This is a genomic window from Tardiphaga sp., assembly GCF_025356345.1.
In the GTDB taxonomy this organism is placed as follows: domain Bacteria; phylum Pseudomonadota; class Alphaproteobacteria; order Rhizobiales; family Xanthobacteraceae; genus Tardiphaga.
In genome coordinates this window covers 1-12,985 of the sequence record NZ_JANXTC010000174.1, presented here as the reverse complement: position 1 = coordinate 12,985, position 12,985 = coordinate 1, and the positions used below count along the sequence as shown (strand labels likewise).

Annotated in this window: 14 protein-coding genes, 1 tRNA gene and 1 pseudogene; 5 read left to right on the top strand and 11 right to left on the bottom strand. The window is 63.2% G+C overall.

Annotated features, from left to right (window positions below):
- The 11 genes from Q0S16_RS10345 to aroA all read right to left on the bottom strand — a co-directional run.
- Nucleotides 1-204, bottom strand: a 204-nt coding sequence (locus tag Q0S16_RS10345) for a tryptophan synthase subunit alpha (protein ID WP_295847859.1), incomplete at its 3' end; no start/stop codon positions are given.
- A complete protein-coding gene (gene trpB, locus Q0S16_RS10340) occupies nucleotides 201-1,433 on the bottom strand; it encodes a tryptophan synthase subunit beta (protein ID WP_295847857.1) in 1,233 nt (410 codons plus the stop codon). The genes trpB and Q0S16_RS10345, both read right to left, overlap by 4 nt.
- A complete protein-coding gene (locus tag Q0S16_RS10335; RefSeq protein WP_295847853.1) occupies nucleotides 1,430-2,089 on the bottom strand; it encodes a phosphoribosylanthranilate isomerase in 660 nt (219 codons plus the stop codon). The genes trpB and Q0S16_RS10335 overlap by 4 nt, the downstream gene beginning before the upstream one ends.
- Nucleotides 2,090-2,145: 56 nt before the next feature.
- Complete coding sequence (locus Q0S16_RS10330) at nucleotides 2,146-2,541, bottom strand: LapA family protein (protein ID WP_295847851.1); 396 nt, start codon at nucleotides 2,539-2,541, stop codon at nucleotides 2,146-2,148.
- Nucleotides 2,542-2,574: 33 nt separating this feature from the next.
- Nucleotides 2,575-2,880 carry an integration host factor subunit beta gene (locus tag Q0S16_RS10325; RefSeq protein ID WP_295847848.1) on the bottom strand — a complete coding sequence of 102 codons (306 nt, stop codon included), beginning with the start codon at nucleotides 2,878-2,880 and terminating at the stop codon, nucleotides 2,575-2,577.
- Nucleotides 2,881-3,052: 172 nt separating this feature from the next.
- Nucleotides 3,053-4,033 carry a signal peptide peptidase SppA gene (gene sppA / locus Q0S16_RS10320; RefSeq protein ID WP_295847845.1) on the bottom strand — a complete coding sequence of 327 codons (981 nt, stop codon included), beginning with the start codon at nucleotides 4,031-4,033 and terminating at the stop codon, nucleotides 3,053-3,055.
- 168 nt (nucleotides 4,034-4,201) lie between these two features.
- A complete protein-coding gene (gene rpsA, locus Q0S16_RS10315; protein ID WP_295847843.1) occupies nucleotides 4,202-5,905 on the bottom strand; it encodes a 30S ribosomal protein S1 in 1,704 nt (567 codons plus the stop codon).
- A gap of 255 nt (nucleotides 5,906-6,160) precedes the next feature.
- Nucleotides 6,161-6,799: a (d)CMP kinase gene (gene cmk / locus Q0S16_RS10310; protein WP_295847840.1), complete on the bottom strand. Its 639-nt coding sequence runs from the start codon at nucleotides 6,797-6,799 to the stop codon at nucleotides 6,161-6,163.
- 14 nt (nucleotides 6,800-6,813) lie between these two features.
- On the bottom strand, nucleotides 6,814-7,215 hold the full coding sequence (locus Q0S16_RS10305; protein ID WP_295847838.1) for a hypothetical protein: 402 nt from the start codon (nucleotides 7,213-7,215) through the stop codon (nucleotides 6,814-6,816).
- Entirely contained in the window at nucleotides 7,193-7,717 is a 525-nt protein-coding gene (locus Q0S16_RS10300; protein WP_295847836.1) for a hypothetical protein, read from the bottom strand. The genes Q0S16_RS10305 and Q0S16_RS10300 overlap by 23 nt, the downstream gene beginning before the upstream one ends.
- A gap of 85 nt (nucleotides 7,718-7,802) precedes the next feature.
- Nucleotides 7,803-9,140 (bottom strand): 3-phosphoshikimate 1-carboxyvinyltransferase, encoded by a 1,338-nt coding sequence (aroA, locus tag Q0S16_RS10295; protein WP_295847834.1) that lies wholly within the window; start codon nucleotides 9,138-9,140, stop codon nucleotides 7,803-7,805.
- 138 nt (nucleotides 9,141-9,278) lie between these two features.
- On the opposite strand from aroA, the gene Q0S16_RS10290 reads away from it, so the two are divergent.
- From Q0S16_RS10290 to ugpB, 5 genes and pseudogenes are all read left to right on the top strand, one after another.
- Entirely contained in the window at nucleotides 9,279-9,695 is a 417-nt protein-coding gene (locus tag Q0S16_RS10290; protein ID WP_295847832.1) for a TIGR02300 family protein, read from the top strand.
- Nucleotides 9,696-9,759: 64 nt separating this feature from the next.
- Nucleotides 9,760-9,835, top strand: a tRNA-Ala gene (locus tag Q0S16_RS10285).
- Nucleotides 9,836-9,949: 114 nt separating this feature from the next.
- Nucleotides 9,950-10,186, top strand: a pseudogene (locus Q0S16_RS10280) (GIY-YIG nuclease family protein).
- A 50-nt stretch (nucleotides 10,187-10,236) separates the two neighbouring features.
- A complete protein-coding gene (locus Q0S16_RS10275; protein ID WP_295847831.1) occupies nucleotides 10,237-11,445 on the top strand; it encodes a CaiB/BaiF CoA-transferase family protein in 1,209 nt (402 codons plus the stop codon).
- 189 nt (nucleotides 11,446-11,634) lie between these two features.
- Nucleotides 11,635-12,948, top strand: a complete 1,314-nt coding sequence (gene ugpB, locus Q0S16_RS10270; RefSeq protein ID WP_295847829.1) for a sn-glycerol-3-phosphate ABC transporter substrate-binding protein UgpB — start codon at nucleotides 11,635-11,637, stop codon at nucleotides 12,946-12,948.
- Nucleotides 12,949-12,985 lie beyond the last annotated feature (37 nt).

Genomic DNA, 12,985 nt, shown 5'->3' with positions numbered 1-12,985 from the left:
GGCCGCCTGGATCACGGGACCATCGGCCATCGGATCGGTAAACGGCATGCCGATCTCGATAATATCCGCGCCGGCCTTCGGCAGCGCCTTGATGATAGCAAGCGAGGTGACGAGATCTGGATCGCCAGCCATCACAAAGGTGACGAAGGCGGCGCGGCCCTCGGTGTTCAGTTCAGCGAAGCGGGTATCGATTCGGGTGGTCATAGTTTCACTCCGCGCAGAATCTCTGCCACCTGGGGGATATCCTTGTCGCCGCGGCCGGACAGGTTAACGACCATCAGATGATCCTTCGGCAGCTTCGGGGCCAGCTCCATCACCTTGGCGATGGCATGCGCCGGTTCCAGCGCCGGGATGATGCCTTCGAGTCGCGACAGCAACTGGAACGCCGCCAGCGCTTCATCGTCGGTGGCGCTGAGGTAGGTGACGCGGCCGCTTTCGTGCAGCCAGGAATGCTCGGGGCCGATGCCGGGATAGTCCAGCCCGGCCGAGATCGAATGGCCTTCCTGGATCTGGCCGTCCTCGTCCATCAGCAGATAGGTGCGGTTGCCATGCAGCACGCCGGGACGACCGCCGGCGATCGAGGCGGCGTGCAGCTTGGTGAGGCCGTGGCCGGCGGCTTCAACGCCAAAGATCTGTACGCTGGGATCATCCAGGAAGGGGTGGAACAGGCCCATCGCATTGGAGCCGCCACCGATGCAGGCGATCAGCGAATCCGGCAGCCGGCCCTCGGCTTCCTGCATCTGCGCCCTGGTCTCGGTGCCGATGATCGACTGGAAATCGCGCACCATCATCGGATAGGGATGCGGACCGGCGACAGTGCCGATGCAATAGAAGGTGTCGCTGACATTGGTGACCCAGTCGCGCATCGCCTCGTTCATCGCGTCCTTCAGCGTGCGCGCGCCGGCCTGCACCGGCACCACGCGGGCGCCGAGCATTTCCATCCGGATCACGTTGGGCTGCTGCCGTTCGACATCGACCGCGCCCATGAACACGATGCATTCGAGCCCGAACCGCGCGCACAGGGTCGCCGTCGCCACGCCATGCTGGCCGGCGCCGGTCTCGGCGATGATGCGCTTCTTGCCCATCCGCCGCGCCACCATGATCTGGCCGAGCACATTGTTGACCTTGTGCGAGCCGGTGTGGTTGAGCTCCTCGCGCTTGAAATAGATTTTGGCGCCGCCGAGATGGTCCGTCAGCCGTTCGGCGAAATACAGCGGCGAGGGACGGCCGACATAGTCTTTGAGGTAACCGTTCATCTCGGTCTGGAAGGCCGGATCAGCCCTGGCATCGTCATAAGCCTGTTGCAGATCCAGGATCAGCGGCATCAACGTTTCAGCGACGAAGCGGCCGCCGAAAATACCGAAATGGCCGGTGTCGTCGGGCCCGCTTCGATAGGAGTTGAGCAGTGCTGGCTTTTGGACGGCTGTATTCATGAGGCGATCAATTCTTCGCTGGCGCGCGCGGCGCGGATGAAGGCGCGGATCATGTCGGGATCCTTGATACCGGGCGCGCTTTCGACGCCAGAGGAAATATCGACGCCGCCGGCATGCGTGATGCGCAACGCCTCGGCGACATTGCCGGCATTGAGGCCGCCGGACACCATGAAGGGCAGCTTCAGGTCGAGGCCTTCCAGCAGGTGCCAGTCGAACGGCGCGCCGAGACCGCCGGGGCGCGTGGCATCTCGCGGCGGCTTGGCATCGAACAGGATTCGGTCACAGACCGCGGCATAGCCCGGCAACGCGGCCAGATCCGTCGTGGTTTCAACGGCGAGCGCCTTCATCACCGGCAGCCCGAATTTCTGCTTGATGTCGCGGATCCGCGCCACGCTCTCATGGCCATGCAGTTGCAGGATCTGAGGCTGCAGCGCCTCGATGCTGTTGCCAAGCAGCGCGTCATCGGCGTCGACCGACAGGGCTACCTTGATCGCGCGTCCCTTGGCCTGGCGACCCAGTTCGCGCGCGATATCGAGGCCGACGTGCCGGGGCGAGGGCGGGAAGAACACGAAGCCAACCATTTCGGCGCCAGAAGCGAGCGCCGCGTCAAGGGTATCGCGCGTCGAGAGGCCGCAAATTTTGATAGTCAGGGACATAATTCAAAAATGACCGCTGGAAATGGAATTTCAAGGCTGTCTTGATATGCCGGGTTCTACAACGTCACGCCGGTCTTGTCTCGCCCGGAGGTATAGCCAGGTCCGGGCAATATCGGCGCCGGCAGTCCAAGTGGCGCGGCGCGCATGGCGGAAGCCGTCTGCTGGCGCAGCTCGGCAAGTTCCTGGCGGGCCTGTCGGGCCTCGGTTTCGTAGAGCCGGGCGGCGCGGCGCCAGCGGCGCTGCCGGAACCAGGTCGCCAGGCCGCCCGCGATAACGCCCATAATGGCGATGGCGATGAGAACAATGAACAGCGGCAGCGTGACGCCGACCGAGGGGGCGGCGGTGTTGAACGGGTCGAAGGACACCGTCACCAGATGCCGATTGGCTACCGCAAACACGACGAAAAGCACCGCCAGCGATATCAGAACCAGTCCTGAAAGAAATTTGCGCATCAACATGTCTCGCGTAAAGGCGACGGACCGACTTTAAGCGCTGGCTTCGGGCGCTCCGGCTTCGCGATTCAGCCGCTCGCGCATTTCCTTGCCGGTTTTAAAGAAAGGCACGCTCTTCTGATCAACCGGTACGTGGGCGCCGGTGCGCGGATTGCGCCCTGCCCGCGCCGGGCGGTGCTTGACCGAAAAGGCGCCGAAGCCGCGCAGCTCAACCCGATCGCCGCGCGCCAGCGCCGCCATGATCTCGTCGAGGATCGCATTGACGATATTCTCGACATCCCGCTGGTACAGGTGCGGGTTGTGCTCGGCAATACGCTGAACGAGTTCGGATTTGATCATAAGAGATGCTGGGCTCTGAACGTGAGAATGCATTTCCGTGAAAATGCCTTGAACTGTCAAGACGCTAAATCAAATCCGGCGGCTGTCAAAATACCCGACTTGCAACGCCAGGATGGATTGGGACGTCACCCGCGCGGCGCCAGCATGTGCGCGCGGCCTGAGGATGCACGCATTAGTTGGGGCCGGCCGGACGCCACAGCGCCAACATCCCGTCGAGCCCGAAACGGTCCATCGCCTGGGCGAGGCCCACCTGCTCGAGCTGGCGCGCGACGCCGCCGAGGCCCACCGCGTCCAGCGTGATCGACGCTGCGGCCCGCAGGAACGTCAGGTCGCCAAATTTCGGCGCCAGCTTGAAATCGCGCACCGGCAGGTCGCTTTTGATCTTTTTCTCCGACACCAGCCAGGCCACGGCGGTCTTTTCGTCGCCAAGCTGATCGATCAGCCTGAGATCGACCGCCTGCCTCCCGGTGAACACCCGTCCGTCCGCCACTCTGTCGAGCAGCCCGTCATCCATGCCACGGCGGTTCTGAACCAGACCGCGAAACCAGGCATAGGAATCCTTCACCAGCGATTCCAGCGCGGCGCGCGCTTCCGGGCTGGTGGGCTCGAAGCCGTTTGGCGCCGCCTTCAGCGGCGAAGACTTCACTTCTTCCACCTGCACACCGACAGTCTTCATCAGGCCGCTGAAATTCGGAAACTGGAACAGCACGCCGATCGATCCGACCAGCGAGCTCTGCTGCGCGACAATGTGGTCGGACGCAATCGCCGCGATATAGCCGCCCGACGCCGCCAGCCCCTCGACCACCACGACCATCGGCTTCTTCGCCTTCAGCCGCGTCAGCGCGTCGTAAAGCTGCTCGGAGCCGGCAGTGGTGCCGCCCGGCGAGTTGATATGCACGACGACGGCGGCCGCGGAGGATTTTTCCAGCCGCTCCAGCGCCTCGACACGGTCATTGTCGCTGCGGATCAATCCTTCGATCTTGATCCGGGCGATCGAGCCGGAACCCGCCAGCACATCGGGGCCCGATCGCGTGGCGATGGCGCCGACAGCGACCACGGCGGCCACCGCGACGAACACCGCGGCGACACGCCAGAAGGTCAGCTTGCGGCGCATGCGGCGACGGTCGACGATCACATCGGATTCAAGCGACATCGGAATTCTCCTGGAAAGCTCGGCAGCCGCCGCATCTGTCTCCGCGCAGCGTTGAGATGTGGTGGATGCGTTACATCAAATGCGGCGCAATATGAAGAAAACAAGGCCAAACGCAAAAAGGGCCCCGGAAAACCGGGGCCCCAATTGCGTGGTGACAGAAGCGGATGCTTACTTGTCGGTGCGCTGCTTGAGCGCGGTGCCGAGAATGTCGCCCAGCGTGGCACCCGAGTTCGAGGACCCGTACTGCTCGATGGCTTCCTTCTCTTCCGCGACTTCCAGGGCCTTGATCGAGACCTGGACCTTGCGGGCCTTCTTGTCGAACTGGATCACCCGCGCATCGACCTTTTCGCCAACGGCGAAACGCTCGGCGCGCTGATCGGCACGCTCGCGAGCAAGCTCGGAACGCTTGATGAAGGTCGAGAAGTCGGTGTCGACGATCTGCACGTCGATGCCGGATTCCTTGACTTCGAGAACGACGCAAGTGACGACCGCGCCCTTCTTGACGTCGCCCGGCTCGGCGAAGGGGTCGCCTTCGAGCTGCTTGACGCCGAGCGAGATGCGCTCCTTCTCGACATCCACATCGAGGACGATGGCCTTGACCATGTCGCCCTTCTTGAAGTTGTCGATGACCTGCTCACCCGGCTGCTTCCAGTCGAGGTCGGAAAGATGGACCATGCCGTCCACTTCGCCGTCGAGACCCAGGAACAGGCCGAACTCGGTCTTGTTCTTGACTTCGCCTTCGACCGTGGCACCGACCGGATACTTCTCGACGAACACTTCCCACGGATTGCGCATGGTCTGCTTGAGACCGAGCGAAATGCGACGCTTGACGGAATCGACTTCGAGAACCTGCACTTCGACTTCCTGCGAGGTCGAAACGATCTTGCCGGGGTGCATGTTCTTCTTGGTCCAGGACATTTCCGAGACATGGATCAGGCCTTCGATGCCCGGCTCCAGTTCGACGAATGCGCCGTAGTCCGTGATGTTGGTGACGCGACCGGTGAAGCGCGCGTTCAGCGGGTACTTCGCCTCGATGCCCTGCCACGGATCGTCCAGCAACTGCTTCATGCCGAGCGAGATACGGTGGGTCTCGTGGTTGATCTTGATGATCTTGACCTTGACGGTCTGACCGATCGTCAGAACTTCGGTCGGGTGGTTGACGCGACGCCATGCGATGTCGGTGACATGCAGCAGGCCGTCGATGCCGCCGAGATCCACGAACGCACCGTAATCGGTGATGTTCTTGACGACGCCGTCAATGACCTGGCCCTCTTCGAGGTTCTGCACCAGTTCTTGACGCTGTTCGGCGCGGGTCTCTTCGAGCACGGTGCGGCGCGACACGACGATGTTGCCGCGGCGGCGATCCATCTTCAGGATCTGGAACGGCTGTGAATTGTTCATCAACGGCGCAACGTCGCGGATCGGGCGGATGTCGACCTGCGAGCGCGGCAGGAAGGCGACCGCGCCATCCAGATCGACGGTGAAGCCACCCTTGACCTGGTTGAAGATAACGCCGTGAACCTTCTCGTTGTTGTTGAAGGCCTTCTCGAGCTTGCCCCAGCTCTCTTCGCGACGGGCCTTGTCACGCGACAGCACGGCTTCGCCGAGCGCATTTTCGATCCGGTCGAGAAACACCTCGACCTCGTCGCCAACCTTGAGTTCGCTTTCGCGGCCGGGCACGGCGAATTCACGCAGCGCCACGCGGCCTTCAGTCTTCAGGCCGACGTCGATGACGGCCATGTCCTTTTCAATCGCGACAACAATGCCCTTGATGACGGAGCTTTCCTGCAGGTTGCCACCTGCGAAGGACTCGTCGAGCATCGCGGCGAAATCGTCGCGTGAAGGATTATAAGAAGCAGCAGTCGAAGCCATTTGTTCTCCAGGTGCGGGTGTCGCCGGCAGTCGGGTTAAGGGGCGTCGCAAACGTGAAGTGTTAGGGGTCCGCAACCCCTAACGACCGCCCTGCAGGAGTATGCAAGAACGGGCCGGCAGCATGCCTGCACATCTGAAACGTTGAATGTCCGGCACCAAGGCAGTCGGTCGAAAGGACCAACGTTCAAGACCAGGAGCGGGCTTTCCTCCAATGACGGCAACGGTTTCGCTTGAATGGGTCCTGATGGACCCGGATCAAACCCGTTGCCGGCCCGCTCGGACGGCCTCGACAATATCGATGGCGGCCCGGACGCTGCCTTCTATATCCAAATTGGAGTTATCCAGCAAGTATGCATCTGCGGCCGGTTTGAGCGGCGCGACCACGCGGTTCTGGTCCCGCTCGTCGCGGCGCAGGATGTCCGCCAGCACGGCGGCCTCGTCGGCCACCTCGCCGCGCGCCGCGGCCTCCAGCGTCCGGCGATGTGCCCGGACCCGGGCGTCGGCGACGACGAAAATCTTCACATCGGCATGGGGGCAGATCACGGTGCCGATGTCGCGGCCGTCCAGCACCGCGCCGGGGGAATCCTCGGCAAACCGGCGCTGGAAGCTCAGTAGCACCTCGCGAACCTTCGGAATCGCCGAAATCACCGAAGCGGCATCAGCCACCGTCTGCGCCTTGAGAGCGGGGTCACCGAAATTGCCAGGATCGAGTTCCAGTGCCGCGGAAACCGCCAGCATTTCGTTGGACAGGTCGGCGCCCGCGTCCAGCATCGCCTTGGCCACCGCGCGGTAGATCACGCCGGTATCCAGATGACGGTATCCGTAATGCCTGGCGAGGCGCTTGCCCAGCGTGCCTTTTCCGGAAGCGGCCGGTCCGTCGATGGCGATGATCATATTGGCGGGAAACCTTAGCGAGCGAGAGGAGAACGGGCCCTGCGCAGCGGGCGCTCCTCGGTGAAGATGTTGCGGGACGCGAATTCCGCCGGGCTGGCGAAGGTCAGATATTCCCGCATGGCGTCGGTTGGCTCCGTCGTCGCGAACCACGGCTGGGCCAGCCGGCGGCGCGGTCCGGAAACCCATTTTGGTACTCGGCCAAGCCGATGCTGCTTGGCCAGATACTCGGCCATGGCCCCCACAAGGGCATCCAGTTTCGGGTCATCGCCCGTGGCCGGCTCATCCGCGAGGCAGGCATAGCGGGCGGCAGGTGTCGGCGCCAGATCGAAGGCGTCGATGAATTCGGCCAGCGTAGCGTCTCGCGCCGCACCCAGCTGAACCCGCTCAACGGCCTCAGCGAGGGTATTCGGGCGCATCGCTTTTTCCTTCACGACTCATGTTCTTGAGCAAAAAACGCTGTTTTTCCGGAGAGGCGGCACTGACCGGAAAATATTTCCCGATCAGCGTGATCGCCTGATCCACCGATTCGATGCCGACCACCTGCATCAGATTCAGAATATCGAGCCGCTCCGTGTCGCCGCGAACCACGTCGGTCACGCGCATGGCCTTCAGCTTCATGGCGAGAAGATATTCGGCCGTGGGAACCGTGACAACCAGCCCTGGCGTCGAGCCGTCGCGCGGAAAGGTACCGAATTCCAGATGGTCATCCGCGGGCGACGCCAGCGCGCTGAGATGAAAGGCGACGCCTTCATTCAACCAATCGTCGCCCCACCCCCGCTCCGTAGCGATCTTTTTGGCGACTTCGCGCAGCCATTGCGGCCAATCCCCGCCAATCTCAGCAATATCGACACCTTCCGTGGCGAAGCGAAAATTGCTCGCCAGCATCAGGGCCGATCCGCCATAGACCGCGATCTGCAACCTGGTGCCGGCGGCGACCGCGGCGCGGGCGATGTCGTCGAACGCCTCCAGCAGAGCATCGCGGTCAAAGCCCGTTGCCATGGCGTCAGGCGAACTCCGCGCCGAGCCGCCGCATCATCGGGATGAAGTCGGGAAAGCTGGTGGCGATGAAGGCGGTGTCGTCGACCGTTACCGGCCGGTCCGACGCCAGCCCCATCACCAGCGCCGACATCGCGATGCGGTGATCCATATGGGTGGCGACCAGCCCGCCGCCGGGCACGTGACCGGTGCCCTCGACCACCAGATCGTCGCCAATGATCTCGACCTTGACGCCATTGACCCGCAGCATCGCCGCGGTGGCCTCGAGCCGGTCGGATTCCTTGACCCGCAATTCCTGCAGGCCGCGCATGATGGTGGTGCCCTCGGCAAAACTCGCCGCCACCGCCAGCACCAGATATTCATCGATCATCGACGGCGCCCGCTCCGGTGGCACTTCGACGCCGCGCAGATTCGACGCCCGGATCCGGAACTGGGCCATCGGCTCGCCGGCATCGCCGCGAATCTCGCTTTCCTCGATCGAGGCGCCCATCTCGCGCAACGTCGTGAACAGCCCGGTCCGCAGCGGATTGGTCATGACATCGGTCAAAACGATGTCGGATCCCGGCACGATCAGCGCCGCGACAATCGGGAAAGCCGCCGAAGACGGATCGGCAGGCACCACGACATCGGCGCCGCGCAGCTCCGGCTGCCCGGTCAGGGAAATCTTCCGCCCGTGGCGGCCTTCGTTCTCGGAAACCAGCTGCGCGCCAAAATGCCTCAGCATCAGCTCGGTATGGTCGCGACTGGCCTCGGTCTCGATCACGGTGGTCACGCCGGGCGCTGCCAGCCCCGCCAGCAGCACCGCGGACTTGATCTGGGCAGAGGCCACCGGCGTCCGGTACACGATCGGCAGCGGGTCGCGCGCGCCCTCCAGCCGCATCGGCAGCCGGCCGCCATCCTGGCTGTCGAGGACCCGGGCGCCCATCAGGGCCAAGGGATCGACGATTCGCCGCATCGGCCGGCCGCGCAGCGACGCATCGCCATCAAAGGTCGCCTCGATCGGGCAACCGGCCACCGCGCCCATCACCAGCCGGCATCCGGTGCCGGAATTGCCGAAATCCAGCGCCTGCTTCGGCGCGGCAAAGCCGGCGACACCGACACCGCGCACCGACCAGGCGAATTCGCCGGTGCGCACGACCTTTGCGCCCAGCGCCTGCATCGCCTTGGCGGTATTGAGGACGTCCTCCCCCTCCAGCAGGCCGCTGATCCTCGTTTCGCCGACGGCCAGCGCGCCCAGGATCAGGGCCCGGTGCGAGATCGACTTGTCGCCGGGCACGCGCTCGCGGCCGGTGAGGGCTGAGCTTTTGCGCGCCGCAAGCGGCGTGGGCTGGATTACCTGGGTCAAATAAAATGTTCCTTTGCGCGGCAGCCTCGTACCATATGGGCTGGTCCGCGTCACGCCACGCGCACAGCGCTATTGACAGCAGCGTGGCAACTAGCCAAGTGAAGCACCGTTTTTCAAAAAATTCCCTAGGATTCACACGTGGCCAAATCCGATCTCGGAACCAAGCGTATTTGCCCCACGACGGGCAAAAAATTCTACGACCTCAACAAATCGCCGGTGATTTCACCCTATTCCGGCGAAGTGGTCCCGATCACGCCGATTCCACCGCCGCGCACCCGCGCCGACGCGGCGTCGCGCGCCGCGGCCGCCTCGGCGGCAGCCTCCGCGGCCGAGGCGCCGGAAGTGGCCGATGCTGATTCGGAAGAATTGGTGCCGCTCGAGGAAGCCGATGCCGAGGAAAACTCCGGCAAGAAGGCCGCCGTGCTGGAGTCCGAGGACGATATCGAGACCGACGACGATGAAGACGATGATTCGACCTTCATTGCCGACGAAGAAGATGGTGATGACGACGTCACCGATATTATTGGTGACGTTTCCGGTGATGAAGAGACTTGAGATCAATCAGGATCTGTGATCTTGGTTTGCCGCGCGCGTCACTCCAGTAACGCGCGCGGGTTTAGGGGCCATAGCTCAGCTGGGAGAGCGCTTGCATGGCATGCAAGAGGTCGGCGGTTCGATCCCGCCTGGCTCCACCATCCTTCGCTAGCCAAAGCGTGATGTCCGGCGAAGCCCGGGGGACGTAGACGGTCTTCAGATATCCATTTTACCTACTGATCGACCCCCGTTGACGATAACGGCGCGGAACATCGGTGCGGCATGTCGAAATCCCCCGCAGCATCATTTATCCTCATCAGGAATATTTCGGCGCAACCGCTGACCTGAAGCGCCGGTTCGCCAATTACAACGCAGGCAAATCCAGCCACACCGCAAATTCATGCCGTGGGAATTGCTCTGGCACCGCAGTTTCCCGGACAAGCAACGCGCTCGCGTTCGAGAAAAACCTGAAATCGCATTCCGGCCGCGCATTTGCGAAAAATCGGCTCTGATGGTTATGTCGGCATCGATTTCCTGCCCCGCAACCACATAGAAAATACGCATGATCCCCAACATTGCTCCCGGCGCGATCGCCGGCTTGCGCGTGATCGACCTGTCGCGCGTGCTCGGTGGCCCCTATTGCACCCAGATACTCGCCGACCATGGCGCCGATGTCGTCAAGGTGGAGCCGCCGGCCGGCGACGAGACCCGCGACTGGGGACCTCCGTTCCACGAAGATGACGCGGCGTATTTCATCGGCACCAACCGCAACAAGCGGTCGATCGGACTGGACCTCGCTTCCGATGCCGGCCGCGTGGTGTTGATGCGCATGCTCGAAGACGCCGACGTGATGATCGAGAACTTCAAGCCCGGCACGCTCGATAAATGGGGCATAGGCAACGATGTGCTGCGTGCGAAATTCCCGAAGCTGATCCACTGCCGGATTTCCGGCTTCGGCGGCGACGGCCCGCATGGCGGCCACCCTGGCTATGACGCCATCATCCAGTCGATGGTCGGCCTGATGGCGGCCACCGGCTCGCAGGAGAGCGGCCCGACCCGGATCGGGGTGGCCCTGGTGGACATGTCGACCGGGCTCTATGCCTGCGTCGGCATCCTGATGGCGCTGGCCGAACGCGAAAAATCAGGGCTCGGCCAGTTCGTGGAAGCGACGCTGTACGAGACCGGCCTGGCCATCATGCATCCGCACACCGCCAATTACTTCATGAATGGCGGCAAGCCGCCGGCGCTGACCGGCAACGAGCACCCCAATCTGGTGCCCTATGCGGTGTTCGCCGCGCGCGACGGCAACATCTTCGTCGGCGTCGGCAATGACGGCACCTTCCGCAAGCTGTGCCGCGAACTCGGCAAGCCCGAGCTTGGCACCGATACGCGCTTTGCGCGCAACCGCGATCGCGTGCTCAACCGCGATGCGCTGCGTGCCGAGCTCGAGGCGATCCTGAAGGACGAAGACAGCGAGCCGCTGTGCCGCCGCCTGCTCGCGGCGGGCCTTCCGGCCGGGCCGGTGCAGTCGATCGACAAGGCGCTGTCCAACCCGCACACTCTGGCGCGCGGCGATATCATCGAAAAGGACTGGTACAAGGGCGTCGCCTCGCCGGTCCGCTTCGACCGGACCAAGGCCAGCCTGCGCCGCGTGCCGCCGAAATTCAGCGAGCACGCCGCGGAAGTGCTGGGCGAATTCGGCTACTCCGACGACGAGATCAGCGACCTCGTCGCCAAGGGAACGGTCAGCGGCCCGGACCGGAAGCGTTAAGGTCACGACCTGGTCCTGAACGAAGGTGCAGCATTATTTTTGCTGCACCTCCGTTCGTGGCCCGACACGACCATGGACGACGCCGATGCCGGCGCTTCCGCCGTGGCGTTGGCTCGATTACTGTCATTTGCACGTCATACTACGCTGTTACCGGCGCACCAACGATGATGACGGCCTCGGGAGACCAAAATGTTTCGACGACCTCTACGCCTTGCGACCTTGCTCGCCTCGACCCTCGTGCTGGCCTCTCCGGCCTATGCCGTGACCGAGATCCAGTGGTGGCACGCCATGACCGGCGGCAACAACGATATCGTCAACAGGCTCGCCGACGACTTCAACACCAGCCAGTCCGACTACAAGGTCGTCCCCAGCTTCAAGGGCAGCTACCCCGACACCATGAACGCCGGCATTGCCGCCTTCCGCGCCGGCACCGCGCCGCACATCATGCAGGTGTTCGAAGTCGGCACGGCCACCATGATGAGCGCCAAGGGCGCCATCAAGCCCGTCAACCAACTGATGAAGGACGCCGGCGAACCGTTCGACCCCAACAATTACCTGCCAGCGATCACCGGCTACTACTCGACCTCGAAGGGCGAGATGCTGTCGTTTCCCTTCAACTCCTCCTCGATGGTGATGTGGGTCAATCTCGATGCGCTGAAGAAGGCCGACATCGCCGAAATCCCCAAGACCTGGCCCGAAGTGTTCGAGGACGCCAAGAAGCTCAAGGCGGCCGGCTACACGACCTGTGGCTTCTCCAATGCCTGGGCCACCTGGGCGCATATCGAACAGTTTTCGGCCTGGCACAACGTGCCGATCGGCAGCAAGGCCAACGGCCTCGACGGCTTCGACACCGAGCTGAAGTTCAACACGCCGCTGCACGTCAAGCACCTGCAGACGCTGATCGATCTGCAGAAGGACAAGACCTACGACTATTCCGGCCGCGCCAATGCCAGCGAAAGCCGCTTCAGCTCCGGCGAATGTCCGATCTTCCTGACCTCGTCGGGCTATTACGCCAGCGCCAAGGGGACGGCCAAGTTCAACTTCACCTCCGCGCCGATGCCTTATTACCCCGAAGTCGCCGGCGCGCCGCAGAACTCGATCATCGGCGGCGCATCCTTGTGGGTGATGGGCGGCAAGAAGCCCGAGGAATACAGGGGCGTCGCCAAATTCTTCACGTTCCTGAGCGACACCAACCGCCAGGCCAGACTGCACCAGGAGTCGGGCTATCTGCCGATCACCAAGGCCGCCTATGAGAAGACCAAGGCGGACGGTTTCTACGAGAAGAACCCGATCCTGCAGACGCCGCTGAGGGAACTGACCAATAAGGAGCCGACGGAAAACTCCCGCGGCCTTCGTTTCGGCAACATGGTGCAGATGCGCGATATCTGGGCCGAGGAAATGGAAGCGGCGCTTGCCGGGCAGAAGACCGCGCAGGCCGCGCTCGACGCCGCGGTGACCCGCGGCAATGCCATGTTGCGTACATTCGAGAAGTCCGCGAAGTAATATCTGGCGCTGTCGTCGCCCGGCCAGGCCCGCAATC